We start from the raw sequence: 26,444 nt of genomic DNA on the forward strand, positions 1-26,444 counted from the left end.
TCGCATGCCGGAGTACTCAGTCAGTAGGCAGCTCGCAGCGCCGTCGGCATCGCCCGATGTCGAGTTCGGACGTTGCGCCGAGCCCGGCGCGGACCGCGCGGACTCGATCGGGACCCGCACGCGAGTGGCCGCCCGATGACCGACATCGCGCCGACGGCTTTCCTGCCGTCGCTGGAAACCGACCTGCTGGCCGTGGATACCCTGCGGTTCCTCGCCGCCGATATGGTCGAGGCCGCGCAGTCGGGCCACCCCGGCATGCCCATGGGGGCGGCGCCGATGGCGTGGACGCTGTGGAGCCGACACCTGCGCCACGATCCGGCCGATCCCGAGTGGGCCGATCGGGACCGATTCGTGCTCTCGGCCGGACACGGGTCCGCCCTGCTGTACGGGCTGCTGCACCTGTTCGGATACGACCTGCCGATCGAGGAATTGCGGCGGTTCCGGCAGTTGGGGTCGCGGACGCCGGGGCATCCCGAATTCGGTGTCACACCCGGTGTGGAGTGCACCACCGGGCCGTTGGGGCAGGGCCTGGCGATGGCGGTGGGGATGGCCCTCGCCGAACGGATGACCGCCGCCCGGTATCCGGAGATCACCGGGCACCGCACCTACGCGATCGTCGGCGACGGCTGTCTGATGGAAGGTGTCAGTCACGAAGTGGCCTCGTTCGCAGGACATCTGGGCCTCGGCGGGTTGATCGTGCTCTGGGACGACAACGAGATCACCATCGACGGCGCGGTCGGACGCTCGTGCGGCGACGATCAGGTGGCGCGGTTCGCCGCCTACGGATGGCATACCGACGTGGTCGCCGACGGGACCGACATCGAGGCGATCGACGCGGCGCTGACCCGGGCCGGGTCCGATCCTCGGCCGAGCTTTCTCGCGGTGCGCACGGTGATCGGGCACGGCGCGCCCGGTGTCGCGGGAACGTCGAAGGTGCATGGTTCGCCGCTGGGCGCCGAACGGCTCGCGCAGGCCAAACAGCGGGCGGGCTGGAGTCTGCCACCGTTCGCGGTGCCCGCCGAGGTCGCGGCGACGTGCGCGGTGCTCGCGGCGATCGGCGGTGCCGAGCATGCGAAGTGGCGCAACGGATTCGAAGCGTTCGGCGCGGCCGAGCCGAAGCGAGCGGCCGAGTTCGGACGCGCCGGAGCGCGCCTGCTGCCCGCCGGTGCGCTGGCCGCGCTGGGTGCCGTCGCGGCGGCTTCGCCCCGGGCCACCCGCCAATCGTCGCAGGCCTGCTTGGACGCGCTGCGGTCGGCGATGCCGGAATTGGTGGGCGGGTCCGCGGACCTGGCCGGGTCGACCGGCACGGTCGGTGGCGAGGTGGTGCGTCGCGACGACTTCACCACCAGCGCTATCGCTTTCGGCATCCGCGAATTCGGGATGGCGGCGATTCTGAACGGAATGAGCCTGCACGGCGGGTTCCGGGTCTTCGGCGCCACGTTCCTGGTGTTCGCCGACTATCTGCGACCCGCACTGCGCCTGTCCGCGTTGATGGGGCAGCCGGTGATCTATGTGCTCACCCACGATTCCGTCGCGGTCGGCGAGGACGGACCGACACATCAGCCCGTCGAGCAGGTCGAGTCGCTGCGGATGATTCCCGGAGTGCGGGTGTTGCGGCCCGCCGACGATGCCGAGACCGCGCTGGCCTGGCAACTCGCGCTGACCCGTGTCGACGGACCGACCGCGTTGATCCTGTCCCGCCAGTCCCTGCCACAGCTGGATATGGCATGCGACGGCGACGGCGCGCGCATCGCCGGCAGTGACGCCGCGACGCACCACCACTCCCCTGCCGCCAGGGCATTGGGCGCCCCCGCCGCCAGGGCATTGGGCGCGCCCGTCGGCGCCCGCGAATCGCGCGCCGGGGGCACGCGCCGGATCGACATCGTCGCCACCGGTTCCGAAGTCGCGCTGGCGGTGGCCGTCCGGAATCAGCTGTGGGCCGACGGGTACGACGTTCGGGTGGTGTCGGCGCTGGACCGCGCGCGCTTTACCCCGGATCCCTCGGCGCACACCATCAGCATCGAGGCGGGCAGCACAGCGGGCTGGGCGGGATCGGTCGACCTGGCGATCGGCATCGACGAGTTCGGACACAGCGGGCCCGGCGACGAGGTACTCGCCCACTTCGGATTCACCGAAGCGGCGGTGCGCGAACGCATCCGCGCGTACCTCGACGGTGCGCCGTGACCGCGCTGCGGGCGGTGATCTTCGACGTCGACGGCACCCTGGTCGACAGCGAGCGCGACGGCCATCGGGTGGCGTTCAACGCGGCCTTCGCCGCCGCAGGCCTGCCCGATCACTGGCAGGTCGAGGAGTACGGGACGCTACTGAAGGTCGCCGGCGGCGCGCAGCGGCTGGCGTTCTGGTTCGAGCGCAACGGCAGGCCGGTCGAGCAAGCACGTGAGCTCGCACGCCGGGTACACCGCGACAAGACCCGCATCATGGCGCAGATGGCCTCGGACGGGCACATCCGTGCCCGTCCGGGCGCGCGGGAACTGATCGAACGGCTCCGCTCCCACGGTGTCCGGTTGCACGTGGCGACCACCGGTACCCGCGCGTGGGTGCAACCCCTGCTGAAGCACGCTTTCGGTGACCCGTTCGACACCGTGACCACCGGAACCGAGGTGTCGGTCTTGAAACCGAGCCCCGCCGTGTACCTGGATGTCCTGATCCAGACCGGCTTGTCTCCCGATCAGGCAGTGGCCGTGGAGGATTCGGCCAACGGCGTGCGATCGGCGGTGGCGGCGGGGCTGCGGTGTGTCGCCGCGAGGAACGCCTACACGCGCACCGACGACCTCTCGGCGGCGATACTCGTCGCCGACGGGCTCGACGATCCGCGGCTGGTGACCTGGTTCGACGACCACCTCGGGTGAGGTGGTCGTCGCGCCGCGCTCAGCGGGTGCGACCGCGACGTTCCATGAGCCGCAACAGCATCGGTGTGAAGATCAGCTGCATCGCCAGGTCCATCTTCCCGCCCGGACACACGATCGTGTTCGAGCGGGACATGAACGAGTCGTGCAGCATCGACAGCAGATACGGGAAATCGATGCCGTGCGGATCGGCGAACCGGATCACCAGCATCGACTCATCGGGTGTCGGAATAGTACGGGCGACAAAGGGATTCGAGGTATCGACCACGGGAACCCGCTGGAAGTTCACGTGGGTGCGGGAGAACTGCGGGCACATGAAGTTCACGTAGTCGTGCATGCGGCGCAGGATCGTCTCGGTCACCGCCTCGGTGGAGTACCCGCGCTTGTCCTTGTCGCGGTGCAGCTTCTGGGTCCATTCGAGGTTGATCACCGGCACCACCCCGATGAGCAGATCCGCGTACTGCGCCACGTCGACCTGTTCGTTGGACACCGCGCCGTGCAGACCCTCGTAGAACAGCAGGTCGGTGCCGGGGCGCAGGTCCTCCCACGGCGTGAATGTGCCGGGCTCCTGATCGTAGGGCGCGGCTTCTTCCTTGTCGTGCAGGTACTTTCGCACCCGACCCGTGCCGGTCTCGCCGTAGCCGCGGAACAGCTTCTCGAGATCCTCGAACAGGTTGGCCTCGGCACCGAAATGACTGAAGGTGTGGTCACCGTCGGACAGTGCGCGCGCCAGCTCCTCCTTCATGCCCGCCCGGTCGAATTTGTGGAAGCTGTCGCCCTCGACGTACGCGGCGTCGATGCCTTCCCGACGGAAGATCGAATCGAACGTGCGCATCACCGACGTTGTTCCGGCACCGGATGACCCGGTGATGGCGACGACAGGGTGCTTGGCGGACATGAATCCCCTCCTCAGGTGGTGGAACGGTAGAGACCGCGTAGCCCGAACAGCGGACTCCACTGACCGTCGGGCTCCTCGGCCGTTTCGGCGTGGTAATCCACGATGCGCGCGACTTCGTCGCGGGAACCGAAAATGAACGCGATCCGCTGATGCAGTGCGCTGGGGGCGACGTCGAGGATCCGCTCGCGACCGGTCGACGCGAGACCGCCCGCCTGTTCGATCAGCAGGGCGATGGGGTTGGCCTCGTAGAGCAGCCGCAATCTGCCCGGCTTGTCCGGGTCCTTGGAGTCGCGCGGGTACAGGAACACCCCACCCCGGGTCAGGATGCGGTGGGTTTCCACCACCAGCGACGCCACCCAGCGCATGTTGAAGTCCTTCTCGCGCGGGCCCGTCGCGCCCGCCAGGCATTCGTCGATGTAGCGGCGCACGGCAGGTTCCCAGAAGCGGCGGTTGGAGCTGTTCACCGCGTATTCCGAGGTGGACGTCGACAGCCGCAGGTTCTGCCCGGTCAGGAAGAACTCGCCCAGTTCGGGATCGAGGGTGAAGGCGTGCACGCCGGTGCCGACCGTGAGCACGAGTTGGGTCGCGGGGCCGTAGATCGCGTAGCCCGCGGCGACCTGCTCGGTGCCGGGTTGCAAGAAGTCCGCCGCCGTCGCGTCCACGCCGGGCGTCGGTGCGCGCAGGATCGAGAAGATACTGCCCACAGCGACATTCACATCGATATTGGACGAGCCGTCGAGCGGGTCGAAGGCGAGGAGGTACTTGCCGCGCGGATATTCGGGCGGGATCGGGTACGGGTCGTCGAGTTCCTCCGACACCATGCCCGCCAGCTGGCCGCCCCATTCATTGGCGCGCAGGAACACATCGTTGGCGACCACATCGAGCTTCTGCTGTTGCTCCCCCTGCACATTCACCACCCCGGCGCCGCCGAGGACGCCGGTGAGCGCACCGGAGGCGATGCGCTGGGAGATCGCCTTGCAGGCCAGCGCGACGTCGAGGATCAGGGAATTGAGCTCACCGCTGGAGTCGGGATGGCGCCTGCGCTCTTCGATGAGGAATCGGGTCAACGTCGTGCGATCGGTCAGCATCTTTCGAGAACACCAGCGAACCCCCGGGCAGACATCCTCCCGGGGGGTGAATCGCGGGGGTGGGTCGTCGGGTCAGGCGGGCGAGACCACCTGCGCGACCGCGGCGTCCGCCGGCGTGGGCCGCTTGCGCAGCACGGTGGCGCCGAGAACCAGTGCCGCACCGAGCATTCCGGCCGCGACCGTGAAGGCCAGTCGGTAACCGCTGGTCAGCGCGACAGCCTCGGCTGCTCCGGCCACCAGTTCGGTCTCGGTCCGCGCGGCGGCGAGGGTGGACAACACCGCGACGCCGATCGCCATGCCGACCTGCTGGGTGGTGTTGAACAGTCCGGAAGCCAGGCCCGCGTCGTCGGCTTCGGCGCCCGACATGCCCAGCGCGGTGAGCGCGGGCAGCACCAGCCCGCCACCGGACAGGGCCACCATCACCGGCAGCACGTCGGTGACGTAACCGGCGTCGACCGGCAGCCTCGTCAACCAGGACATCCCGGCCAGCAGGAGGGTCAGACCGGCGATGAGCACGGCCCGCTCACCGAATCGGGTGATCAGCGCAGCGGAGGCGAACAGCGACACCCCGCCGATGGCGACCGCGGCGGGCAGCATGGCCAGGCCGGTCTGCAAGGCGTTGTAGCCCAACACTTTCTGCAGATACAGCGCGACGATGATCTGGAAGGCGAACATGGCCGCGAGAGTGAGCATCTGGACCACATTGGCGCCGGAAACCGTGCGGGAACGGAAGATTCGCAGGGGAAGCAGCGGGTTCACGGCGGTAGCCTGACGCAGGACGAAGGTAGCGAGCAGCGCGGCGGCGAGTGCGCCGAGGCCGAGCGTGTGCGCCGAGACCCAGCCGTAACGTTCGACCTCGACGACGGTGTAGATGCCGAGCATCAGCCCGGCGGTGACCAGGCCCGCCCCCAGCACATCGGCGCCGGCGGACCAGCCGAGGCCGCGGTCGGCGGGCAGCGCCCGCACCGCCACCAGCACTGTCAGCGCGCCGATCGGCACATTGATCAGGAAGATCCAGTGCCAGTTCAGCGCGTCGGTGAGCACGCCGCCGAGCACCTGTCCGATCGAGGCGCCCGCGGCCCCGGTGAAGCTGAAAACACCGATGGCCGTAGCTCGTTGGCGGGGCTCGGTGAAGATCGTCACCAGGATGCCGAGCACCACCGAGGCGGCGATCGCACTACCGATGCCCTGGAGGAATCTGGCGCCGACCAACACGGCGGAGGTGGTCGCCACGCCCGCCAGCACCGACGCGGCGGTGAAGACCACCGTGCCGGTGATGAACATCGTCTTGCGGCCGATCAGGTCGCCGAGGCGTCCCGCCAGCAGCAGTAGACCACCGAAGGCGATCAGGTAGGCGTTCACGGTCCAGCTCAGACCGGCGGGCGAGAAGCCGAGGTCTTGCTGGATCGCGGGCATGGCGACGGTGACGATGCTGCCGTCGAGGATGGTCATCAGCATCGCGGCCGACAGCACCGCGAGGGCGGTGCGCTGGGACTTGGTCATGGGTCATCTCCTGCTGGAAGCGAACAAGAGAGACCGTACTAGATAGTTCCGTAATAGACAATCTACAACGGACTATTGTCGGGCGCGGCGCGCGGGCGCGGCCTCGACCGCTGTCGACAGATGCCCTTCCACCAGGTGATTCAGTGCGGCCAGCAAGGATTCACGCTCCGCCTTCGGCAGCGAACCGAGCGCCCCCTGATGGACGCCATCGACGATCGCGGTACTGCGCGCGGCAAGTTCGGCACCGGCCGGAGTCACCGAGATGATGCGCGCGCGGCGGTCGGTGCTCGACGGTTTCCGTTCGGCCAGACCGGCCTTCTCCAGCGCGTCGACGGTGACGACCATGGTCGTTTTGTCCATATCGCCGAGCTCGGCGAGTTGAGCCTGGGTGCGCTCGGCCTCCAGCGCGTGCACCAGCACGCAGTGCATGCGAGCCGTGAGCCCGATCTCGGCCAGCGCCGCCGCCATCCGGGTGCGCAGAACGTGACTGGTGCGATCGAGCAGGAAGGAGAGGTCGGGTGCGGTGCGCGTAGTCGCCAGGGCAGTCATACCGCCCACTATAGTTTTGTCATAGATAATCCGCATACATCCACATCTCGCGGGAATGTTGTCGGACTGCGGTCCGTTTACCAGGTGACCGCATCCCGAAGAGAGGTTCACATGGAACTGGGGCTCACCACCTTCGCCGAGCTGTACCCGACCGGCGACCGGCCCGCGCCGACCGCCGCCGAGCGGCTGCGCCAGGTGGTCGACGAGGCCGTCGCGACCGAGGCCGCCGGGCTCGACGTGTACGGCGTCGGCGAACATCACCGGCGCGACTTCGCCGCGTCCTCCCCCGCCGTCGTCCTGGCCGCCGCTGCCGCCAGGACCGAACGCATCCAGCTCACCAGCGCCGTGACCGTGCTCAGCTCCGACGACCCGGTGCGCGTGTACCAGGACTTCGCGACGCTGGACGGGCTGTCGAACGGGCGCGCGGAGTTGATGGCGGGTCGCGGGTCGTTCACCGAGTCGTTCCCACTGTTCGGCTACGACCTGTCCGACTACGACGCGCTGTTCGAAGAGAAGCTGGCCCTGCTGCTGCGGGTCCGCGAGGAAGAACCGGTCACCTGGACGGGCCGATTCCGTCCGCCGCTGCGCGAGGCGACGGTGTATCCGCGCACCGATGGCCGACCGCTGCCGGTGTGGATCGCGGTCGGCGGCAGTCCCGAATCGGTGATCCGGGCCGGGCTACTCGGGCTGCCGCTCGCGATCGCGATCATCGGCGGCGAGCCCGCGCGTTTCAAGCCGCTGGTGGAGCTGTATCACCGGGCACTCGCCGAAGGCGGTCACGAGAGGCAACCGGTGGCGGTGCACGCGCACGGCTACGTCGCCGACACCGACGACCGAGCGGTCGCCGAGTTCTACGAGCCCTACGCCGCGGCGATGTCGGTGATCGGCCGGGAGCGCGGCTGGGGCCCGATGTCGCGCGAGCAGTTCGACGCGCTGCGCTCGCAGAGCGGTTCCCTGTTCGTCGGCACCCCCGACTACGTGGCCGACAAGATCGCGCGGGTCCGCGACACGCTCGGTCTCGATCGCTTCATGCTGCACACCAGCGTGGGGACGCTGCCGCCCGAGCAGGTGCTGCGCGGCATCGAACTGCTCGGCACGAAGGTGGCCCCGCAGGTGCGGTGAGCGGCACCCCGCGGGCCTACTCGAGCACCGGTTCAGTACCGCCGGTCCGGGCGCCCCGGCGTTCTCGCCTTCGTCGACGGTATCGGCTGATTCGACTGGCGCACAGGTAGACCACCCACAACCCGATGGCCAACAGAACAGCGGCGATCACCGCGGCCAGCACCGGGAAGAACACCGCGAGGGTGAGTACGCCGCCGACCGTGAAGTCCTCGGCGGTACTCACGGCGATATTGGTGACCGGTTCCGGCGAGGTGTTGATCGCCATCCTGGTACCCGCTTTGACGATGTGGCTGAGCAAGGCGGTGGTCCCACCCACCGCCGCGGCGAACATCGTGGGCAGCGAATCGTCCTGCCCGGCGATCAGCGCCGAGACGACCGCGCCCGACGCGGGCCGCACCACGGTGTGCACCGCGTCCCAGAACGAGTCGAGGTACGGGATCTTGTCCGCGACAGCCTCGATCAGGAACAGCGCCGCGGCGGCGATGAGCACATCGGTGCGCTGCAGCCCCGGCGGAACGTCGCCGGCCCACCCGATCCGCCCGAACAAACCCAGCAGGAAAACGACCGCGTACGCGTTGATACCGCTGGCCCAGCCCGCGGTGAAGATCAGAGGGAGCACCGACACCCGCTCAGCCTAAGCCCGCCTACCGACACCGTACGGAAAGGATGATCAACAGTCAGATCTAGCATCGCTAGACAATCTAGCTATGCGGATGTTACCTTTGCTCCAGCTTCTAGCGCTGCTAGATATTGAGAGAGGGAGCCCCGCAATGCTCATCGTCACCGGCCAGATCATCGCCACCGCCGCCGTTCTCGCCAATGCCGTCGTCTACGGAACCGATGTCTGCGCGGCCGTGATCATGCGATCGGTGTACCGCGAACTCGACGACGCGACCGTCACCATCAGCGCGGGCTGGGGCCACTACTACGGCGACCGGCGCATGCCGGTGGTCGGTGCGGGCGGAGTGATCACCGCGGTACTCACCCTGCTCATCGCACTGCTGGCCGGGCAGTTCGGCGCCGCGGTCGCGGCCGGCATCTCGGTGGCGGCACTGCTCGCCTGGCTCGCCCTCTACGTCCGCATCGCCAAGCCGATCAATACCCAGCAGACCGCCGCCGCCCAGAGCGGCATCATTCCGGCCGATGCCCGTGCGCTGCAGGACAAGTGGGACAGCATTCTGAAGTACCGGGTCACCCTGCAGTTCACCGCCATCGCCGGACTGTGCGCCGCGCTGATCCTGTTCTGACATCACCTGCCGGCCCGATGCGATCAGCTGGCTCACTATCAGCAATCAGGATGGTCGAGTCGCCTTATCCGGCCGAACATCGATGAAATTACTGTTCAATTTCCGATGATGAATCGAGAGTCGGCCCCAATAGCGACAATCGCACTCGACGAAGACCAGCCCGCGTAACGTTTTCGATCACCTGGCGATCTTTCAGACAACATCGATTCAGGAGGTTGGAAATGCTTTCTGTGAAGAAACTCGCCGCGGGTGTCATCGTTACCGCCGCCACCGCGTCCGCCGTCGTCGCCGGTGGCGGCGCGGCCCAGGCCGACGTTCCGGTGTGGCAGGCCAACTGTCACGTGTACAACATCTTCAACACCGGCGGAATGGCCAATTGTGAACTGCCGACCTGGCACCAGGTGAAACTCACCTGCGTCGCCTGGCCCGTCCCGTTCGTCTACTGGAAGTACGGCCCCGCGCAATACGGCCAGAACCAATCATGGGCCAGCTGCGACTCACTCAACGCCATGGTAGGCATCGAGGTCATTCAGGCGTAGTCACACACCGCGGGCCCACACCGGCGCTCCGATATCGAGCGATCATCACCGACTTCCCAACAGTGCGCGGGTCGCGTCGTCGGCGGGGTAGAACGTTTCGATCGCGAGTTCGGAAAGCGTGACTTCCCGGGGAGTTCCGAACACCGTGGTGGTCGAGATGAACGACAATGTCTGCCCATCGGGGCGTAGGAGCCGAAGCGGCACGACGAGCGCGGCGGCGGCCGGAGTATCGCGCAGACCGCTGGTCGCCTCGTCGAGCAGTTGCCGTACTTCGGGATCGGCGCTGATGTCGAACTCGCGTCGCAGGCGCGCGGCGAGTTGGGCACGCCACTCGTCGAAGTTCACGATCCGGCGGGCCAGGCCGCGCTCGTGCAGGGTCAAGCGCACGACATTGACCGGTGGCTCCAGGACATCGGCGTCGACTCCGTCGAGCAAGGCGAAGGCGGCGGCGTTGGCGGTCACCAGGTCCCACTGCCGGTCGATCACCAGTGCCGGGCAGGGCGATTGCGCTGCCAGCAGCGCCTCGAGCGCGGCATTGGCCTCCATCATCGGCGGGTCACCGAGCGAGTGCTCGGGGTACGCGGGTGCGAAGCCCGCGCTCAACAGCACCTGGTTGCGTTCGCGGAGCGGGACGGCCAGATGGTCGCAGAGGTGCACGATCATCGCGCTGGTCGGTCGGGAACGCCCGGTCTCGATGTAGCTGAGATGCCGCGTCGACACCGACGCCCGGTCGGCGAGCGCCGACTGGGTCAGCGAGCGACGCTGCCGCCAATCCCGCAAGAGCTGCCCGACCGATGCCTGCACACCACGACTCTAGGTGCGCCGGTGCGGCGAGCACATGACCTCCGAGGTTATCGACTGCCCGCACCGCCGGGTTCATGCTCGGTACCGAACCGAAAGAACAACGGAGGTCACACCATGAACCCACTCGCTCAGCAGTGGATCGACGAAGCCGTCCTGGGATCGCCTGTCGCACAATCACTCGGCGTGCGCCTGATGACCGCGAAGCCCGACGAGATCATCCTCGCCATGAAATTCGACGCCCACCTGTCGACCACCCCCGGCGTGATCCACGGCGGCGTGGTCGCGACCCTGATCGACATCGCCGGCGCGGCGGCCTCGGCCTCCGGAGTGACCGCGCAGACCGCCACCGGCGGCGCGACATCACAACTCGCCGTCCACTACCTCGCACCGGCAGTCGACGAACTCACCGCCGAAGCGACCGTCGTGAACCGCACCCGCTCCTCGACCCTGACCCATGTCCGCGTCGTCGACGACAACGGCTCCCTCATCGCCACCGGCGAGGTGACGAGCCGCATCTTCCACCGCTGATTCCACGACGCGCCCGACCGTCGGCGGGCAGCGCGAGCGGCGCTACACAACACCGAACGAGTTGTACCGCAGGCGCTTCGAATACCCGCCCGACGGCACGGGACGTTACCCGGCAGACCGATCGGTCAGCCGGGCGCTCCCCTTTGTATGTGGCCTCTGCGCGGGTAAACGTCAGCGTGTCAGTGTGGATAGCCTTGACACTGTGCATCGTCCAGACATCACAACCGCAGTGGGCAGCGATACGGGCAACCGCTACTCCGCGAACTACGACGTCACCTATCTCGTTGAGCAGCCATTGCTCGCGGTGCTGGCCGACGGCATGGGAGACGGACCGGGCAGCGCGGCCGCGGGGCGAATCGCTGTCGACACCTTCGTCGACCACGCCATGCGTGTGACAGAGCCGAGCCCGGACACGCTGCGCGAGGCGGTGGCGGCGGCGCACGCCAGGGTGAGCCACGTCGGCCGCGAACTACGAGTCCTCGCCGGGTGCACCCTGACCGCCATTACCGCTGCGCCACAAGGCTATTGGCTCGTCCAAATCGGTGACTCCCGCGTGTATCGCTGGCGTGCCGGACAGCTGGAACTGTTGACCACCGACCACACGGTGGCATGGCTGGGGGCGGTGCACGGTTGGTATCCGTTCAACTCCCCGCAGGCCGCGTCCGCCCGGTATCAACTCACGCGCTATATCGGCCATGGGTCCGCGCCGGAACCCGACGTGTTCAGCGTGACGATGAGACCCGGTGACCGATACCTGCTGTGCACCGACGGCGTCTCCGACCAGGTCGGCTACGACTATCTACGGACCCTGCTCAGCCAGGACACACCGCCGACCACTGTCGTCACCACTCTCTTGGCCGCCTGCGAAACAGCGGGCGGAAACGACAACGCCTCTGCCATCGTGATCCGGGTCGATTGAACGACATTCGCAACGCAACAGCTCACGGCATCGTGCATCCTGACGCCGGGTCGGAAGAACAGTTCTACATTCCCGAACAAGTACGGATAGCGTCGGGAGCCGTGTCGCCAAAGGATGTAGCGCAGTCCAGCCATCTCACCACCGCCATTCGGGTGGGGACGGGTCTGCTAGTCCTCACGGCCATCGGCGAAGTGGTGCTGCGTGTATCGAACCCCTCTTTGGTGATAACGCCGCTGATGTCCAACGATGTCTACGAGACGCACGTCGACTTCGACACCTTCTGGAACTCGGCGGTGGCCCTCACCCACGGCGACGACATCTACGAAACTCCGGCGAAGCTGAACAATCTCAACCCGCCTCTGGTCTCGGTGCTGCTCGCGCCGCTCGCCGCGCTGGATGTGCTCACGGCCTACCGCGCTTTCTCGATGCTGCTACTGCTCATGATGCTGGGCTCGGTGTTGGCGGTGTGCTTACATCTGCGGCTGCGCCCGGCTGTCACCGCACTGGCCACGCTGGCTGTGCTCGCGTCCTCGCCGCTGTACGGAACGCTGATGCTCGGCCAGGTCTACCCACTGCTGCTGGTCGGGCTCGTTGCCGGATGGATCGCGCAGCGGCGGGGACGACCGGTACTCGCATCCGTCCTGTTCGGCATCGTCGTGGCGCTCAAACCGTCGCTGGCACCGATACTGCTGCTCGCGGCCGTGCAGCGGCAGTGGTTACCGTTCAAGGCCGGAATCGCAGGCGCGGCTGTCGCCTCGCTGATCGGGGTGCTCGTCGCCGGGCCGTCGAGCGCGTGGGCCTGGCTGCGCATCGCCTTGTCCGAGCCGGTGTCGGGCTGGGTGGACAACGCCTCGCTGCCGGGGCTCGCAGTGCGCTTCGCAATGCCCTCCGCGATCGGCACGGTTCTCGGGCTAGCAGTGCTGGCAGGCACGCTGTGGTGGTGTGCGCGCCACCGCGACCGCATCGACCCGACCGGCACCGCGCTGTGGGCCGTACTCGCCGCGGCCTTGCTGTTTTCCCCCATCGCGTGGCACAACTACCTGATGCTGTTGTGGCCGGGCGTGCTCGCGCTGATCACGCTGGGCCGCAGCGAGATCGCCGTTATCGCGCTCGCGGTGCCAGTCTTCCCGGTGTCCTTCACCCTGGAGTCGCTGCCCCACAGTAGCGTCACCGCCGCAGTGAAACACTCGTTCTATTGCGCTGTTCTCGTGGGCTACTGGGCGGTCCTGGTGCACGGAACGACGCTGTCCGCGCTGGGCTCGCCAGCCCCGACCTCAGCCGCCACCGGCGACCCCGACCTACGCGATTCACCGAAAGCGAACGCAACGTCGGCGCAGTCAGCCTCACCAACCACCTGACCCACCGCTTCGCTATACGCCATGCCTCACCCACCGAACCGCCGTCAGCTGCGGGTTGGATCGGTGACATATCGGAGTTCTGCAGGCTTGTTGTCGGCTCCGAGCATCACCACTTCGTAGACGACTCTGGGCTGGGGAACAGACCTGGGGCTATCGGCAACGGGTGGACGAGGCAGGTAGTAGGTGGCACGGCTTCCGAGTTCGTTGACCGCGTAGTTGCGTCCCTGCGAGTGGGCCATCATCGAGGCTTCACTCCGGCACATCTCGTCACGCCATCGAAGGATTCGTCGGTCGCTACGGTGGTGTCGTGGCCTTGTCTTCTCGCATCGATCGCTTCAACGAGCGGCATCCGTGGAGTCACAACGACTTGTACGGCGGGTGGGTTGTCCATCAGGTGAGGTCGTGCGGAGCAGAAAGTTTGCTCGATATCGGCTGTGGCACAGGCAATCTCATCGATCGGATACGGACACATGTCGATCGGGTGACTGGGATCGAGCCCGACGCCGCGACCGCGCGCGTAGCGGCCGCTCGTTTCGCCGGGAACGATTCCGTTGTGATCGAGCAGGTTCGGTTCGATCAACTCCGATCGCCTCGCCAATGGGAGGCCATCACGCTGGTCGCTGCCCTGCACCACCTTCCGTTGGTCGATACCCTGCGTGATCTGGACCGACTTTTGTCCCCCGGCGGCCGACTGGTCGTTGTCGGGTGCTTCCGCAGTGCAGGCCCGATCGACTACGCAACGGGTTTCGTCTCCTCGATAGCGAATCTGGTCGTGGGTAAGATCAAGCACCCTCACCCGAGCGACCAGCTCCCCATCGAGATGACCGCGCCGACCACGGCACCGCGCGAAACACTGACCGAGATCCGCTGCGCGGCAGCTGAGTATCTGCCGGGAGCGCGCATCCGGCGACGTCTGTTCTGGCGATATTCGCTGGTTTACGACAAGCAGCGACTACGCCCGAGCAGCGGGGCACCGGAACACAGTGACATGCCCGTCCGGCAGCGGCGTCCGCCGACCTGAATCCGGGCACACTGAGCCCCGATCCAGCTGGACAGGGCCTCCAAGTCTTTGTCGTGCATCAACTAGCCGATTACCGAGTGGTAGACGCTGATCAGCCCTGGGATCAGCGGGGTCGGCATCAGATATCGTTGCTGGTGGGAGGGAGTCGCGGATGGCCACGGTGCGGCGGTTCTGGATCGAGTTCGACCCGCGGGAATGCTCCGATGCCCGGTTCTGGCAGGGCGTCGGTGTGACCGGCTTCGATGTCCGCGATTGCTTGTCGATTGTTGCGGATCTGTTTCCCGACGGACTGTTGCCACCCGTGCACCGAATCACCGTCGACGTCTCGCTGGCCGAGCCACTGCCGGTGAATCCCCGCCATCTCGGAGTCCCGGTATGGCGCGGCGTCTGGTATCCACCCGTGAACCTCGGAATCGGACCGACTCGCGACATAGACCGACGGGGAGCGCCCTCCGAATACCCGCCGCCTGTCCCGGCATCACACCGCCGAGGGCAGGCCGACAAGACTTCGCGCACGAAAACCACGTGGTGGGACGAGATCCCACATATCAACGGCTCGAGGTGGCCGCTGATGGACATGCACCGGGCAGAGCACGGCCAGGGATGGCGGCACTACGCCCCGGCGCTACGCGCTGCCTGCGCCGCGGATCCGACCTACGGGGGCCTGGTGCGCGAAGCCCTCGACTACATGATCGCGTGGTGTCCCACACCGGACGAATGGTTCGATCCGACCGAGGTGATGTTCGCTGATCAGCGGAAACTCGACGAGTACCTGCGTGCCTTCCGCGCTTACTTGTTCGGAACTCGCCCGGAGCCGATCCACCCTCCCGGCGGGGAGCGGCTTTCATCCGCGCGGCCACAGTTTCCCGAGGATGCGTGAAACCCCGTGGTGGTCGCTGGGTCAGCCGGTTGCTCTCATGGCTACCTTGGTCTCATGGTCAGTGCGGGATCTGCTCGTCGGCGCGAGGAGTTGCGCGATTTCCTGCGGTCACGGCGGGAGCGAATCGGGCCGGGTGAGGTGGGGCTGCCGGTGGTTGGGCGACGGCGCACGCCTGGCCTACGCCGGGAAGAAGTCGCGATGCTGGCCGGGGTCGGGGTGTCTTGGTACACCTGGTTGGAGCAGGGGCGCGATATCACGGTGTCGGGTGAGGTGCTCGACGCGGTGGCGGGGGTGTTGCGGTTGAGTGCAGTGGAGCGGGCGCATTTGTTTGTGCTGGCCGGGCTGAATCCGCCGGTGGTGGTGGGGGGCTCGGTGGAGGTGACCGTGGAGATTCGGGCGCTGATCGATGGGTGGGTGCGCGGGCCCGCAGTGGTGCGGGATCGGTACTGGAACATCCTGGCGTTCAACGTGCTCGCGGGGCGGGTGTTCGGGTGTGACGATGGTGAGCCGCACAATTGCCTGGTCACGTTCTTCACCAGTCCGCGTTATCGCGGGCTGCCCGAACTGTGGGCCGCTGCCGCTCCCGGTGTTGTCGCCGCCTATCGCGCGGACGCCGCCCTTGTTCCGCACGATGACGAATTTCAGCGCGTAGCAACCGAACTCGCGGCAGTCGAGCCGGAGTTCGCCGAACTCTGGGAGCGCCACGATGTCGGTGCGCCGATCCAGGCCGTGAACGCCCTGCGGCACCCGGAAGCCGGGGATCTCTACTTCGACGCCACCACGCTCACCGTCGCCGACCATCCGCACTGGTCGCTGGTGCTCTACAACCCGAGACCGGCCACCGACACCGCCGACCGCCTGGCCGCCCTCCCCCGACTGCGCCTGTCCGAATCCGCGTAACGACCCGCCTCGCGCGGGCCGACCGACCATCCGGTGGCGACCGGACATCGACAGTCGGGTAGCGCGGGACAGTCGAGCCTGGTGGTGGCACACCCCTGATAACTGAGCACTGCCGACCCGGTCGGCGATCGACCACGCTGGAACCCATGACGCACAACAGTTCTCGATTCGACGGAAAGACCGCGCTGATCACCGGCGGCAGCAGCGGAATGGGATTGGCCACCGCGCATCGGTTGCTCGCGGAGGGGGCGCGGGTCGTGGTCACCGGACGAGACAAGTCACGCCTCGATGCTGCCGTCGCCGAACTCGGCGGTCAGGCGCGCGGAATCGCCGGTGATGCCACAGATCTCGATGATCTCGACAGCCTCGTCGCGGCAGTGGCGAACCGCTTCGGGCAGATCGACGTCCTGTTCGCGAACGCGGGCATCGGCTCGTTCCAGACGATCGAGCAGGTCACAGGTGCGCTCTTCGATCAGGTGATCGGCGGCAACCTCAAGGGCGCGTTCTTCACCATCCAGAAGTCCCTTCCATTGCTCCCCGACCACGCCGCGATCGTCATCAATGCCTCCTTCGGCCTGCACCTCGGCGTCCCGGGCTCGGCGCTCTACTCCGCGAGCAAGGCGGCGGTCCACAACCTGACCCGCTCGCTCGCAGCGGAATTGGCACCGAGACGAATCCGGGTGAACTCGGTCAGTCCCGGCTATATCGACACCCCGGCCTTTCGGTCGGAGCTCTCCGAAGCCACTCAGCGTGGTGTCGCGGCCCTGTCCCCCGCGGGTCGTGTGGGCACCGCCGACGACGTGGCCGCCGCCGTCGTCTTCTTGGCCTCGTCCGACGCCACGTTCGTCAACGGGCACGACCTGCGCGTCGACGGTGGGCTCACCGCGATCGGCGCCTCGGCGCTGCTGTAGTCACCCCGCGTCAAACTCACCGAATGTCGATGAGCATGCGAGATTCGGATACATCTTCAACGAGTGGTGCACCTACTCTGAGCGCATGGTGCGGGATCTACTGTCGTTCGCCGTCGTGGCCGGGCTGTTGACCATCGTTCCGGGACTCGATACCGCGCTTGTTCTGCGGGCAGCAGTGCGTCGCGGCCGTCGTTGCGCGTTCGCCACCGCACTCGGGGTCGGCAGCGGCACGCTGGTGTGGGGTGTAGCCGCGGCCGCAGGAGTTTCGGCGCTCGTGACGGCCTCCGAGTTGGGGTACACGGCGTTGCGAGTCGCAGGCGCGATGTATCTGGTGTGGCTGGGCATCAGCATGATCCGCGACGGATTTCGGCATTCAGCCGCGACGCCGGAGACCGCGGAGGATCACTCACGCGAAGGCTTGTTCGGGGCGTGGGCGCGTGGGCTGGGAACCAATCTGCTCAACCCGAAAGTCGGAGTGTTCTACGTGGCTGTGCTGCCGCAGTTCCTGCCGGAGGGAGTGTCGCCCCTGGTGATGGGGTGCGCACTCGCGCTGGTACACAACGTCGAGGGCATGCTGTGGTTCGCCGCGATCATCTGCGCTGCGAGCCGGGCGAAAGCGTGGTTGAGCCGAGATGTGGTGCGCCGCGCGATGGATAGCCTCACGGGAATGGTCGTGGTCGGATTCGGGTTCAAGCTGGCCACCAGCCACCGCTGAACCGTCGCGGGTTGAGGACCGCCCAGCGCAACCTGCTCTGGCAACAGCTGGCTAGGAGTCCAGGAACTCGAGTCTGTTGCCGACCGGGTCATTGGTGTGAAAACGTCGACGGCCGGGAATCTCGGCCGGGTCGGCCCAATGGATTTCGTATCCAGCGGCCATTACCGCGGCCGCCACCACATCTGCCTCGACTACAAAGGCGGGGTGAGCCTTGCGAGCGGGATGGAAGGGCTCTTCGACGCCGACGTGGAGTTCGCCGTCCGGGCCACCGATGCCAGGAACCCTGAACCAGCAACCGCCGCGAACAGCGAGCAGTGGAGGTTTGGGGAGTTCCGTCCACCCGAGGACGCCGGTGTAAAACGCCCGCTGGCGATCTTCGGCTCCGGGCGGACAAGCGACCTGCACATGATGAATCATGGATCTCCCTTCTCGGATTCCCATACAGGACAATCGTACTGCTTGATTCGCGGCGCTTCCGCAACATCCGCTGGAGCCACTGCTGATCTGGTTGGATCGGCACGCCGAATTCCGGACGGTCGCAGCAGATGGTTCAGTCGAGCTCGGCCGACTGCGCTGGTAGATGACGAGATCTTCTGGCCGTTGTCGTTCCGACCACGCCTCGATCGTCATCGACGCCTTTGGCCTGCATCTCGATGTCCAGGGCTATGCCTCCACTCCGCGAGCATCGTCCAGCTCAGCGCAGCGCCGCGCGTCCGCGTACGCGTCCCAGAACCACCAGCACCACCAGCGTGACCACGACGAGGACCGTGGTTCCGGCCGCGGCGTCGAAGACCTCGCCGCGGTCGGTTTGGGCGAAGATGCTGACGGGCAACGTCTTCCAGGTGGCGGGGTAGACCATGATGGTGGCGCCGAGCTCGCCCATGGAGAGGGCGACCGCCAGGCCGGCTGCCGCACCGAGAGCGGGGAGCAGCAGCGGCAAGGTGATCTGGCAGAGGACGCGAACAGGGCCCGCGCCCAGAGATTGCGCGGCCTGCCGGTAGGCGGGGTCGAGCCGATCGAGGGCGGCGGAGACGGCGCTGAAGGCGTAGGCCAGAACCAGGACCGTGTGGGCCACGATGACGATCCACTTGGTGCCGCCGAGGAGCAACGGGCGTTCGTTGAAGGCGATCAGCACGCCGAGACCGACCGCTACCGAGGGCACGGCGACCGGGAGGTGGAAGATGGCGTCGGTGAGGCGGCGCAACCAGGTGGGGGCCTCGCGGGAGGCCAGGGCGGCCCAGGTGCCGAGGATGAGGGAGATCGCGCCGGCGAGCAGGGCGGTTTGCAGGCTCACCGAGAGGCTGGCCGCCTGCTCGCCGGTGAGCGCGTTGCCGATATTGGCGAAACCGAGGTCCGACGGCAGGGGGCCGGTCCAGCTGCCCGCCAGGGCGGCGGCGATCACGGTCGCGATCGGGGCCACGAAGACCACCGCGACCACGAGCGCGAAAGCGCCGAGTACGAGCGCTTTTCCGCGCGGAGTCCAGACGAGCACGATCATTGCTCCTTCGGGCGGGCGATGAACCGGGCGAACACGAACCGGTAGCCGAGGTACAGGCTCAGCGAGAGCAGCACCTGCACCGAGGCCAGCACCGCCGCACCGGGCAGGTCGAAGGTGACGATGCCCCTGGTGTAGATCAGCGCGGGCAGCGTGATGACGCCCTTGGCGCCGGTGAACAGCACGATGCCGAACTCGTTGAGCGTGAGCAGCAGCACCAGTGAACCGCCCGCCGCGAGCGCGGGCCACGCCTCGGGCAGCACCACCTGACGCAGCACCCGCCACGGCGACGCGCCGAGACTAGCCGCGACATCGAGTTGCTCGCGGGGCAGCTGGGCGAACGCGGCCAGCACCGGGCGCACCACGAACGGGGTGAAGTACGTGATCTCGGCGAGGATCACACCCAGCGGGGTGGTGAGGAAGTCGATGACCGGTGTTGTGGCGCCGGTCAATTCGGCGATCAGGGCGTTCACCGCTCCGGCGGTGCCGTAGAGGAAGGTGAACGCGAGCGTGATCAGGAACGAGGGCAGGGTCAGGATCGTGTCGATGAGTCTGCCGACCGGACCGGACCCGGGAAAAGGCACGAAGGCCAGCACGATGGCCAGGAACGTACCCAGGACCAGGCACCCCGCCGTGGCACAGACCGCGATGGAAACGGTGCGCCACAACGCGTCCCGGAAAGTCTCGGACCCGAGCACCGAGGTCCACACCTCGGTGCCGCGCCCGGACGGGGTCTGCGTGGACTCGGTGAGCACCCGCAGAATCGGATACCCCGCGATCCCGAGCACCACGAGCACGGGCGGCAAGGTCCACAGGATCGGTAGCCATGAGCGTCGCGGTGCGGAGTCGTTCGACGGCACCTCGGGCCGATCGAGGACGGCGGCGCTCACCACCTCACCTCGCTACTGCCGTGCCCGCGAGTCTGCGGGCCACCCGCGTGATTCGTCCTCATGACGCGCTCTCCGTCTGTCCGTAACCGCTTGCCACGGTTGAGCTCTCGCCGATCGCGCGCGGGATGAGCACACCCGCCGGGTCCGGGAGTCGCACCCCGACCACGGCACCGACTTCCGTCGCGAAATGCCCCGGCACGTCGGCCGCGAGCCGATCGGGCAGGCCGTCGACCGACAGCTCGACCCGGGTGGTGGCGCCACGCCAGACGGAGGTGAGCACGGTGGCGCGCAGGGCGCCGCGCTCGCCGGGTTTGCCCACGGTGATCGTGTGCGGGCGGATGCAGAGCAGGGCGTCGTCGTCGGGCGCCCAATCCGATTGTCCCACAGCGGGTTGCGGTGCCTGGGCCCACAGGGTGTTGGTGCCTGCGGTGACCAGGGCGGCGGTGCCGGTGACGTGGTTGACGGTGCAGGGCACCAGGTTCGCGCCACCGAGGAATCCCGCGGTGAAGTCGGTGGGCGGTCGCTGCCACAGGTTCTCGGCCGTGTCGATGTCGACGAGGCGGGAATCGCGCATCACCGCGATGCGATCCGCCAGCGCCAGCGCCTCGGCCTGATCATGGGTGACATACAGCATCGCGGTGTCGGGCAACGCTTTTCGCAGTGCCTGCAACTCTCCGAGCATCGAATGCCGCAATTGCGCGTCGAGCGCGGCGAGCGGCTCGTCGAGCAGCAACACGCGGGGCTTGATGGCCAGCGCACGGGCGATCGCCACCCGCTGCTGCTGGCCGCCGGACAACTCGCGTGGGAGCCGCTGCGCGTAACCACCCATTCCGACCATGTCGAGCGACTCGGCGACCCGCGTGGCGATCTGCGCACGCGGCACCCGGTGCGACTTCAAACCGAAGGCCACATTGTTCTGCACGGTCATGTGCGGGAACAACGCGTAGGACTGCACGACGACACCGATCCCGCGCGCGGCGGGCGAGAGATCGGTGACGTCGCGGCCCGCCAGGCGGACCCTGCCCGTGGTGGGCCGGACGAAACCGGCCAGCGCCTTGAGCGCGGTCGACTTGCCCGACCCACTCGGGCCGAGGAGCGCGACGGTTTCGCCGACGGCGACGCGCAGGGTGAAATCAGCAAGCGCGACAGCGGCTTTGCGGCCCCTGCCATAGCTGACCCCGACCCGGTCGAACACGATCGCGGGTTCGCTCGTTGTCGCCACGGACGTAGCGGATCTCAGCTGGAGGTCACCGTCGGACATCGTCAACTCCCTTGTGTCACAGCCGCGATCAGCTGCCGGTTGCCTTCTGGTACGCCGCGACATCGGCGTCCAGCTCGGTCAGCACCTTGTTCCAATCGACCGGAACCACCTCGACACCCTTCAGCGCGGCGGCCGGACCACCATCGGCCGGGGCGGGCACATCGGTGCGGGGCGACACGGCGAAGGCCTCGGGGCCGAGCTTCGCCTGGGCGGGCGGCGCCATCAGGAAGCTCATCAGCTCGGTGGCGGCGTCCTTGTGCGGGGCGCCCTTGGCCAGCCCCATCATGTACGGCACGGCCACGGTGGCACGCTTGCCCGCGGTGGCTGGGAAGAAGACGTTGAACTTGGAGCCCTTCTCCTTCACCGTGGTCAGGTTCATCTGCACGTCGCCGTTGGCGATGAGCAGCTCACCCTTGTCGACCTTGGCCTGCAGCTTGCCGGTCGAGGACGACGGGCCGACATTGTTGGCCTGCAGCGCGGCCAGGTAGTCGAGGGCGCCCTGCTTGCCGCGCAACTGCTGCAGCAGCACCAGCACGGCGGTGCCGTCACCGGCCTGGCCGGGCGTCGAATACTGCAGTTTGCCCTTGTATTCCGGCTTCAACAGGTCTTCCCAGGTGAGCGCCGAGGCGTCGACCGCGGGGTTGGCGATGAAGCACAGGAAGTTGTTGGCCAGCGTCACATAGGTGCCCTCGGCGTCCTTGGCCGCGGCAGGTACCGCCGCGGTGTCGATGCCGCTGGGCTGCAGCAGACCCGACTGCTTGGCCTTCTGGATGAACGGCGGCAGGGTGACGACGACGTCGGCCTGCGGGTTGGACTGCTCCTTGTCGACCCGGTTCACGACCTCGCCGGAACCCGCCTCGACCAGGTTGACCGCGATGCCGGTCTCCTTGGTGAACGCGTCGAACTGGGACTTGTACCAGCCGCCGACACCGTCGGCGGAGTACACGGTGACGGTCTTGCCGTCCGCGGATTCGGTACCGGTGCCACCGCAGGCGCCGGTGAACGCGACGGCGGTGAGGCCGGCCAGCAGCAGCGCGGCCTTGGACAGGCGGCGCGCGGTGAGGGAAGTACGCACGATGACAACAACTTTCGTTTCAGATGCCGGGAGGGATCGCAGGGGCGGGTGGATCGGAGGGCGACGCCGCGACGAATACCGCGACGGCAGGTGTGCGTGCCGCCGCGCGCTCAGTGCGCGAGCACCAGCGCCGGGAACTCGGCGACCGACGCCACGACATGGGTGGCACCGGCGGCACGCAGCTGATCGGCGGAGTGCGTGCCGGTCAGGGTGCCCGCGACGATGCCCGCGCCGGCGGCCAGACCGGTCGCGATATCGCTGGTGGTGTCACCGAGCACGGCAATCCGGTCGACGGCGTCGACGCGCAGGCGCAGCGCGGCGGCCAGCACCATGTCGGGGTAGGGGCGTCCACGTCCGGCGTCGGACGGCGCGAGGGTGAGGTCGACCAGGTCGGCCCAGCCCAGCGCGGCGAGGAGTTTGTCCTGCGTGCTACGGCTGAATCCGGTGGTCAGCGCGACCCGGACACCGGCTTCGCGCAGCGCGGTGATCGCCTCCACCGCACCGGGAATCGGGGTGATGTCGGCCTCGTCGACCAGCGCCTCGTAGGCGGTTTCGAAAGCCAGGTTGGCCCGGTGGGCGGCGGCCTCGTCGCCGTCGAGCAGCGCGCGGAACACCTCGATCTTGGATTGGCCCATGGTATCGACCACGTAGCGGCGCGCCTGTTCCCGGCGGGGGCCCTGCGGCTCGATCCCGGCGGTGGTGGCGGCGCTCTCGAACGCGCGCAACACCAGTCCGCCGTCGGCGACGGTGGTGCCTGCCATGTCCAGGGCGGCGAGCTGAATCTTGTTGTCCGACATCACTATTCCTTACAGTCCGAGGTGGTCGGCGGTGTCCTCGCCGAGAGCGGGGCCGAGCGTCATTCCGCGACCACCGGGGCCGGTGACGACCCAGACGTTGGTATCGGCCCGCACCCGGGTGACGATGGCGCCGGGGTCGATGCTCTGGCTGTAGACGCCGGCCCAGCGCCGCACGATCGGCGGCAGTGCGCGGCCGAGCAGTTCCTCGGTCACCTCGGTGAGGTGCTCGTAGGGCGCTTCGTCGACGTCGAAGGCGAAAGGTTCGACGTACTCGTGGGTGTCGCCGATAGTCAGGCCGCCGTGCAGGCGCTGTACGCACAGCAGCTGCATCTTGTGCTCGGCGGCGGTCGCGGTCTGCGATTGCTCGGCGGCCAGCGCATCCAGCTGCGGGCCGGCGAAACCCGGGTAGTAGCGGAAGCTGTCACCGTCGGCGATCGCGGTGGTGAGCGGTTCGCCCAGCGGGGCGGTCTGCATCATCTGCAGCCGCACGCGCCGCACCGGCAGTTCGCCCGCCAGCTCGCGGGTGAGCCCGGAGTGCGCCGCGCCGGGGCAGTGGATGACAAGGTCGGCCTCGTGGCGTCGACCGTGATCGTCGACGACGACCGCGCCGGAACCGGTGTCGAGGACCGAGCGCGCCTCGGTGCCCGCGTGGAAGGTGTAGCGACCGGACGCGGCCATGTGGGCGCGCAGCGCGGGCAGCGCCTGGCGCGACTCCACTGCGGCATCGGTCGAGCAGTGCAGGCCCGCGAGGTACTTGCCGCGCACCGCCGGGTTGATCGCGCGCACCTGGTCGGGGTCGAGCAGGGTGAACCCGCGCGCCTCGGCGGATTCGCCCGCGGCCGCGGCCTCGGCGACGGCGAGTTCGGCGGGGGTACGCACCAGCGTGATCGAGCCGGCGGGCCGGAAGCCGACACCGGCGACCCGGCCGCCGATCTCCTCCCACAGCTCGCGCGAGCGCAGCGTCAGCGCGAGTTCGTTCGCCGACCGGCCCGAAACCCAGACCAGGCCGAAGTTGCGAACCGTCGCGCCGCGCGCTTCGCGTTCGCGCTCGAGGTGCACGACCTCGTGTCCCCTGGCTATCGCCGCCCAGGCGTGTGCGGTGCCGAGAATCCCGCCACCGATGATGACCAATCGCATGCCACCGATAGTGGCAAATGGTCTAGACCGATAGGTGTGGGCAGCGAGAACGGTAAGTTAATTTTTGGTATAGACCAATCCGGGTAGGCTGGGCGGCATGGATTCGCCACAGACCACCCGGGTTCCGAAGGTGTTCCTGGTTCGCACCGAAATCGATCTGCTCCTGGCCGATCTCACCGAGGGCGACCCGGTGCCCTCCGAACGCGACCTCGCCACCCGCTTCGGCGTCGCCCGCGAAACCGTGCGGCAGGCACTGCGAGAACTACTGGTGGAAGGCAGGATTCGGCGCCAGGGCCGGGGCACTGTGATCTCGCGCCCCAAACTCACGCAGCCGCTGTCACTGCGCTCGTACACCGAAGGGGCGATCAGTCTCGGCCGCACCCCCGGCCGCATCCTGGTCGCGTGGGAGGACGTCGCCGCGGACGCGGCGACGGCCACCGACCTCGAGGTGGAGTTGGGCACCCCGGTGATGCACCTGGAGCGGGTGCTGCTCGCCGACGGCGAACGCGTCGGACTGGAGAGCACCTACCTGCCGCTGCGTCGTTTCGCCGCCCTGCGCGGCAGCTATGACCCCACCACGTCGCTGTACGCCGCGATTCGCGCCGCCGGCGTCGAACTCGCCGGTGCGCGCGAACGCATCGAAACCGTGCTCGCCGCCCCGAGAGAGGCGGGTCTGCTCGAATGCACCACCGCGCTACCGATGTTGCTGCTGCATCGGCGCAGCGTCGACGCCGATGGCGCACCCATCGAACGGGTGCGCTCGCTCTACCGTGGCGACCGCATCGCCTTCGAGGCGAGACTGTCACCGGAGCCGGCATAGCCGCCTACTGCTCGGGCAGCCTTCGCCGCCCACCGGTCACATCGGTGACCAGATCTGTGTAGCCGTCCACAAGCTCGGCGAGGTGGTACCAGTGCTTGTGGGTGTTGTCGCTTCGCGCGCCGTCGATGTCGATGGCCTGGTTGGCATCCACCCAGCTACGCGCCATCCGGTCGACGACCGCGCCGAGACTCTCGGTGTGCAGCGAGGCGCCGTTGCGATGCAACGGGATCTCCTGGACACACCAGTCGTTGATGTCGTCGACGAGTTCACTACGACGGCAATCGATCTCGGCGATCAATGCCGTATCACGCACCTGCCCCCGACGTTCGTGCAGTTCAGCGAGTGCGTGCGCTGACCGCAACAATTCCCGATCTTGAAACCGCCGCCCCTGAAATGCACACAACAATTGTGGGGCAGTGGGCAGTAGCCCCATCACCGGCGCGCTCATCGCACTGCCCCGAATTCACCCGACACCCAAGATTTGTCTACCAACATGATTGGCTCTCGATTCGGTTATCCCGGTCATCTGTTTGGATTGTTCGCAACCAGGCTAACTGGATCATGCTCGCTCAGAAGACGAAACGCAAGATTGCGTTATCACTCCTGCAGTAAACCCACCCTGACAGAACCAGCGGTCACATGCGCAGCGCCGCACCGTCTTCCGGCGTGGCGCGCAGACTCGCCGTTGACAACATCGGCCTCGAAACCGTCGTCTTCGCCGAACGCATGACAGAGTGGCCTTGCAGCGCAATAATGCGTTTCATGGCAGGCAAGCGCACAACCCTGACCGTCCGGCTCCGCAGGCTCGCGGCCATGCTGCGCGAGTTGCGCGAAAGCGCCCAGTTGAGCAAGGAAGACGTCAGCGCGCGAACCGGAATCAACGTCACCACGCTGTACCGGATCGAAATGGCGCAGGCCCGCCCACAACGTCGCACTCTCGGCGCCATGCTCGACCTGTATCAGGTCGACGACAAAATGCGCGAGGAAGCACTCAGCCTGCTGACCGACGCGCTGAAACCCGGCATGTCACGCCCCTACGAAGGCGCGGTGTCGGAGGTGTACGCGAATTACATCAACTTCGAGGCGGAAGCATTGTCGGCCAGGCAATACCAGACCTCGA

The 26,444-nt window shown here is 67.4% G+C and carries 29 protein-coding genes; 15 read left to right on the forward strand and 14 right to left on the reverse strand.

Features of this window, described 5'->3' with window-relative positions:
• Positions 1 to 135 precede the first annotated feature (135 nt).
• Together NA12_RS10475 and NA12_RS10480 are read left to right on the forward strand one after the other, a co-directional pair.
• Positions 136 to 2,184: a transketolase family protein gene (locus NA12_RS10475; RefSeq protein ID WP_067448809.1), complete on the forward strand. Its 2,049-nt coding sequence runs from the start codon at positions 136 to 138 to the stop codon at positions 2,182 to 2,184.
• Complete coding sequence (locus NA12_RS10480; protein ID WP_067448811.1) at positions 2,181 to 2,870, forward strand: HAD-IA family hydrolase; 690 nt, start codon at positions 2,181 to 2,183, stop codon at positions 2,868 to 2,870. Before NA12_RS10475 ends, NA12_RS10480 begins: the two co-directional genes overlap by 4 nt.
• 19 nt (positions 2,871 to 2,889) lie before the next feature.
• Here the strand turns inward: NA12_RS10480 and NA12_RS10485 are convergent, their stop codons facing one another.
• The 4 genes from NA12_RS10485 to NA12_RS10500 all read right to left on the reverse strand — a co-directional run bounded on the left by NA12_RS10485 (position 2,890) and on the right by NA12_RS10500 (position 6,905).
• On the reverse strand, positions 2,890 to 3,765 hold the full coding sequence (locus NA12_RS10485) for a phosphoribulokinase (RefSeq protein ID WP_067448813.1): 876 nt from the start codon (positions 3,763 to 3,765) through the stop codon (positions 2,890 to 2,892).
• 11 nt (positions 3,766 to 3,776) lie between these two features.
• Positions 3,777 to 4,853 carry a class 1 fructose-bisphosphatase gene (locus NA12_RS10490; RefSeq protein WP_067448815.1) on the reverse strand — a complete coding sequence of 359 codons (1,077 nt, stop codon included), beginning with the start codon at positions 4,851 to 4,853 and terminating at the stop codon, positions 3,777 to 3,779.
• Positions 4,854 to 4,925: 72 nt separating this feature from the next.
• Positions 4,926 to 6,356, reverse strand: coding sequence for a DHA2 family efflux MFS transporter permease subunit (locus tag NA12_RS10495; RefSeq protein ID WP_067448817.1), 1,431 nt, complete (start codon positions 6,354 to 6,356; stop codon positions 4,926 to 4,928).
• A gap of 72 nt (positions 6,357 to 6,428) precedes the next feature.
• Positions 6,429 to 6,905: a MarR family winged helix-turn-helix transcriptional regulator gene (locus NA12_RS10500; protein ID WP_067448819.1), complete on the reverse strand. Its 477-nt coding sequence runs from the start codon at positions 6,903 to 6,905 to the stop codon at positions 6,429 to 6,431.
• A gap of 111 nt (positions 6,906 to 7,016) precedes the next feature.
• Here NA12_RS10500 and NA12_RS10505 point away from each other — a divergent pair, with 111 nt between their 5' ends.
• The gene (locus tag NA12_RS10505) at positions 7,017 to 8,027 is read left to right on the forward strand and encodes an LLM class flavin-dependent oxidoreductase (RefSeq protein WP_067448822.1); all 1,011 of its coding nucleotides are present in this window, start codon (positions 7,017 to 7,019) and stop codon (positions 8,025 to 8,027) included.
• Positions 8,028 to 8,043: 16 nt separating this feature from the next.
• Here the strand turns inward: NA12_RS10505 and NA12_RS10510 are convergent, their stop codons facing one another.
• Complete coding sequence (locus NA12_RS10510) at positions 8,044 to 8,652, reverse strand: DUF4126 domain-containing protein (RefSeq protein WP_067448824.1); 609 nt, start codon at positions 8,650 to 8,652, stop codon at positions 8,044 to 8,046.
• Positions 8,653 to 8,797: 145 nt separating this feature from the next.
• Between NA12_RS10510 and NA12_RS10515 the strand changes: the two genes are divergently transcribed.
• Together NA12_RS10515 and NA12_RS10520 are read left to right on the forward strand one after the other, a co-directional pair.
• Positions 8,798 to 9,274 carry a DUF1772 domain-containing protein gene (locus NA12_RS10515; RefSeq protein WP_067448826.1) on the forward strand — a complete coding sequence of 159 codons (477 nt, stop codon included), beginning with the start codon at positions 8,798 to 8,800 and terminating at the stop codon, positions 9,272 to 9,274.
• Between the two features lie 221 nt (positions 9,275 to 9,495).
• Positions 9,496 to 9,813 (forward strand): hypothetical protein, encoded by a 318-nt coding sequence (locus NA12_RS10520; RefSeq protein WP_067448828.1) that lies wholly within the window; start codon positions 9,496 to 9,498, stop codon positions 9,811 to 9,813.
• 45 nt (positions 9,814 to 9,858) lie between these two features.
• Here NA12_RS10520 and NA12_RS10525 read toward each other — a convergent pair whose 3' ends face one another.
• Positions 9,859 to 10,617, reverse strand: coding sequence for a helix-turn-helix domain-containing protein (locus tag NA12_RS10525; RefSeq protein ID WP_067448830.1), 759 nt, complete (start codon positions 10,615 to 10,617; stop codon positions 9,859 to 9,861).
• A gap of 114 nt (positions 10,618 to 10,731) precedes the next feature.
• Here NA12_RS10525 and NA12_RS10530 point away from each other — a divergent pair, with 114 nt between their 5' ends.
• From NA12_RS10530 to NA12_RS10570, 8 genes are all read left to right on the forward strand, one after another.
• Positions 10,732 to 11,145 carry a PaaI family thioesterase gene (locus NA12_RS10530; RefSeq protein ID WP_067448833.1) on the forward strand — a complete coding sequence of 138 codons (414 nt, stop codon included), beginning with the start codon at positions 10,732 to 10,734 and terminating at the stop codon, positions 11,143 to 11,145.
• A gap of 202 nt (positions 11,146 to 11,347) precedes the next feature.
• A complete protein-coding gene (locus NA12_RS10535; RefSeq protein ID WP_067448834.1) occupies positions 11,348 to 12,064 on the forward strand; it encodes a PP2C family protein-serine/threonine phosphatase in 717 nt (238 codons plus the stop codon).
• Positions 12,061 to 13,422, forward strand: coding sequence for a glycosyltransferase family 87 protein (locus tag NA12_RS10540; RefSeq protein WP_132369654.1), 1,362 nt, complete (start codon positions 12,061 to 12,063; stop codon positions 13,420 to 13,422). The genes NA12_RS10535 and NA12_RS10540 overlap by 4 nt, the downstream gene beginning before the upstream one ends.
• 394 nt (positions 13,423 to 13,816) lie before the next feature.
• Positions 13,817 to 14,443, forward strand: a complete 627-nt coding sequence (locus NA12_RS35040) for a class I SAM-dependent methyltransferase (protein WP_371855985.1) — start codon at positions 13,817 to 13,819, stop codon at positions 14,441 to 14,443.
• A gap of 571 nt (positions 14,444 to 15,014) precedes the next feature.
• Positions 15,015 to 15,323, forward strand: a complete 309-nt coding sequence (locus tag NA12_RS33600) for a hypothetical protein (RefSeq protein WP_132369655.1) — start codon at positions 15,015 to 15,017, stop codon at positions 15,321 to 15,323.
• Positions 15,324 to 15,377: 54 nt separating this feature from the next.
• Entirely contained in the window at positions 15,378 to 16,223 is an 846-nt protein-coding gene (locus NA12_RS10560; RefSeq protein ID WP_067448843.1) for a helix-turn-helix transcriptional regulator, read from the forward strand.
• 146 nt (positions 16,224 to 16,369) lie between these two features.
• The gene (locus NA12_RS10565; protein ID WP_067448846.1) at positions 16,370 to 17,134 is read left to right on the forward strand and encodes an SDR family NAD(P)-dependent oxidoreductase; all 765 of its coding nucleotides are present in this window, start codon (positions 16,370 to 16,372) and stop codon (positions 17,132 to 17,134) included.
• An 85-nt stretch (positions 17,135 to 17,219) separates the two neighbouring features.
• Positions 17,220 to 17,849: a LysE family translocator gene (locus NA12_RS10570; RefSeq protein WP_067448851.1), complete on the forward strand. Its 630-nt coding sequence runs from the start codon at positions 17,220 to 17,222 to the stop codon at positions 17,847 to 17,849.
• Positions 17,850 to 17,900: 51 nt separating this feature from the next.
• Here the strand turns inward: NA12_RS10570 and NA12_RS10575 are convergent, their stop codons facing one another.
• From NA12_RS10575 to NA12_RS10605, 7 genes are all read right to left on the reverse strand, one after another.
• Positions 17,901 to 18,266: a VOC family protein gene (locus NA12_RS10575; RefSeq protein WP_067448853.1), complete on the reverse strand. Its 366-nt coding sequence runs from the start codon at positions 18,264 to 18,266 to the stop codon at positions 17,901 to 17,903.
• Between the two features lie 277 nt (positions 18,267 to 18,543).
• Positions 18,544 to 19,341, reverse strand: coding sequence for an ABC transporter permease (locus NA12_RS10580; RefSeq protein WP_067448904.1), 798 nt, complete (start codon positions 19,339 to 19,341; stop codon positions 18,544 to 18,546).
• 2 nt (positions 19,342 to 19,343) lie between these two features.
• Entirely contained in the window at positions 19,344 to 20,234 is an 891-nt protein-coding gene (locus tag NA12_RS10585; protein ID WP_067448906.1) for a 2-aminoethylphosphonate ABC transporter permease subunit, read from the reverse strand.
• A gap of 58 nt (positions 20,235 to 20,292) precedes the next feature.
• On the reverse strand, positions 20,293 to 21,495 hold the full coding sequence (locus NA12_RS10590) for an ABC transporter ATP-binding protein (RefSeq protein ID WP_067448855.1): 1,203 nt from the start codon (positions 21,493 to 21,495) through the stop codon (positions 20,293 to 20,295).
• A 28-nt stretch (positions 21,496 to 21,523) separates the two neighbouring features.
• Positions 21,524 to 22,570 carry a 2-aminoethylphosphonate ABC transporter substrate-binding protein gene (locus NA12_RS10595; protein WP_067448857.1) on the reverse strand — a complete coding sequence of 349 codons (1,047 nt, stop codon included), beginning with the start codon at positions 22,568 to 22,570 and terminating at the stop codon, positions 21,524 to 21,526.
• 110 nt (positions 22,571 to 22,680) lie between these two features.
• On the reverse strand, positions 22,681 to 23,367 hold the full coding sequence (locus NA12_RS10600) for a phosphonatase-like hydrolase (RefSeq protein ID WP_067448859.1): 687 nt from the start codon (positions 23,365 to 23,367) through the stop codon (positions 22,681 to 22,683).
• Positions 23,368 to 23,376: 9 nt separating this feature from the next.
• Positions 23,377 to 24,504 carry a TIGR03364 family FAD-dependent oxidoreductase gene (locus tag NA12_RS10605; RefSeq protein ID WP_067448861.1) on the reverse strand — a complete coding sequence of 376 codons (1,128 nt, stop codon included), beginning with the start codon at positions 24,502 to 24,504 and terminating at the stop codon, positions 23,377 to 23,379.
• A 97-nt stretch (positions 24,505 to 24,601) separates the two neighbouring features.
• Between NA12_RS10605 and NA12_RS10610 the strand changes: the two genes are divergently transcribed.
• Positions 24,602 to 25,324: a GntR family transcriptional regulator gene (locus tag NA12_RS10610; protein WP_067448863.1), complete on the forward strand. Its 723-nt coding sequence runs from the start codon at positions 24,602 to 24,604 to the stop codon at positions 25,322 to 25,324.
• Between the two features lie 4 nt (positions 25,325 to 25,328).
• Here the strand turns inward: NA12_RS10610 and NA12_RS10615 are convergent, their stop codons facing one another.
• Positions 25,329 to 25,688: a DUF4254 domain-containing protein gene (locus NA12_RS10615; protein ID WP_067448865.1), complete on the reverse strand. Its 360-nt coding sequence runs from the start codon at positions 25,686 to 25,688 to the stop codon at positions 25,329 to 25,331.
• Positions 25,689 to 25,963: 275 nt separating this feature from the next.
• On the opposite strand from NA12_RS10615, the gene NA12_RS10620 reads away from it, so the two are divergent.
• The coding region (locus NA12_RS10620) for a helix-turn-helix domain-containing protein (RefSeq protein ID WP_255284077.1) at positions 25,964 to 26,444 on the forward strand (481 nt) is incomplete at its 3' end.

The organism is Nocardia alba NBRC 108234 (assembly GCF_001612665.1).
Classification (GTDB): Bacteria; Actinomycetota; Actinomycetes; order Mycobacteriales; family Mycobacteriaceae; genus Nocardia; species Nocardia alba.

Coding starts and splice junctions, on each gene's coding strand:
- NA12_RS10475 (WP_067448809.1), top strand. CDS start 136: ATGACCGACATCGCGCCGACGGCTTTCCTGCCGTCGCTGGAAACCGAC.
- NA12_RS10485 (WP_067448813.1), bottom strand. CDS start 3,765: ATGTCCGCCAAGCACCCTGTCGTCGCCATCACCGGGTCATCCGGTGCC.
- NA12_RS10490 (WP_067448815.1), bottom strand. CDS start 4,853: ATGCTGACCGATCGCACGACGTTGACCCGATTCCTCATCGAAGAGCGC.
- NA12_RS10495 (WP_067448817.1), bottom strand. CDS start 6,356: ATGACCAAGTCCCAGCGCACCGCCCTCGCGGTGCTGTCGGCCGCGATG.
- NA12_RS10500 (WP_067448819.1), bottom strand. CDS start 6,905: ATGACTGCCCTGGCGACTACGCGCACCGCACCCGACCTCTCCTTCCTG.
- NA12_RS10505 (WP_067448822.1), top strand. CDS start 7,017: ATGGAACTGGGGCTCACCACCTTCGCCGAGCTGTACCCGACCGGCGAC.
- NA12_RS10515 (WP_067448826.1), top strand. CDS start 8,798: ATGCTCATCGTCACCGGCCAGATCATCGCCACCGCCGCCGTTCTCGCC.
- NA12_RS10520 (WP_067448828.1), top strand. CDS start 9,496: ATGCTTTCTGTGAAGAAACTCGCCGCGGGTGTCATCGTTACCGCCGCC.
- NA12_RS10530 (WP_067448833.1), top strand. CDS start 10,732: ATGAACCCACTCGCTCAGCAGTGGATCGACGAAGCCGTCCTGGGATCG.
- NA12_RS33600 (WP_132369655.1), top strand. CDS start 15,015: ATGGACATGCACCGGGCAGAGCACGGCCAGGGATGGCGGCACTACGCC.
- NA12_RS10560 (WP_067448843.1), top strand. CDS start 15,378: ATGGTCAGTGCGGGATCTGCTCGTCGGCGCGAGGAGTTGCGCGATTTC.
- NA12_RS10565 (WP_067448846.1), top strand. CDS start 16,370: ATGACGCACAACAGTTCTCGATTCGACGGAAAGACCGCGCTGATCACC.
- NA12_RS10570 (WP_067448851.1), top strand. CDS start 17,220: ATGGTGCGGGATCTACTGTCGTTCGCCGTCGTGGCCGGGCTGTTGACC.
- NA12_RS10575 (WP_067448853.1), bottom strand. CDS start 18,266: ATGATTCATCATGTGCAGGTCGCTTGTCCGCCCGGAGCCGAAGATCGC.
- NA12_RS10590 (WP_067448855.1), bottom strand. CDS start 21,495: ATGTCCGACGGTGACCTCCAGCTGAGATCCGCTACGTCCGTGGCGACA.
- NA12_RS10600 (WP_067448859.1), bottom strand. CDS start 23,367: ATGTCGGACAACAAGATTCAGCTCGCCGCCCTGGACATGGCAGGCACC.
- NA12_RS10605 (WP_067448861.1), bottom strand. CDS start 24,504: ATGCGATTGGTCATCATCGGTGGCGGGATTCTCGGCACCGCACACGCC.
- NA12_RS10610 (WP_067448863.1), top strand. CDS start 24,602: ATGGATTCGCCACAGACCACCCGGGTTCCGAAGGTGTTCCTGGTTCGC.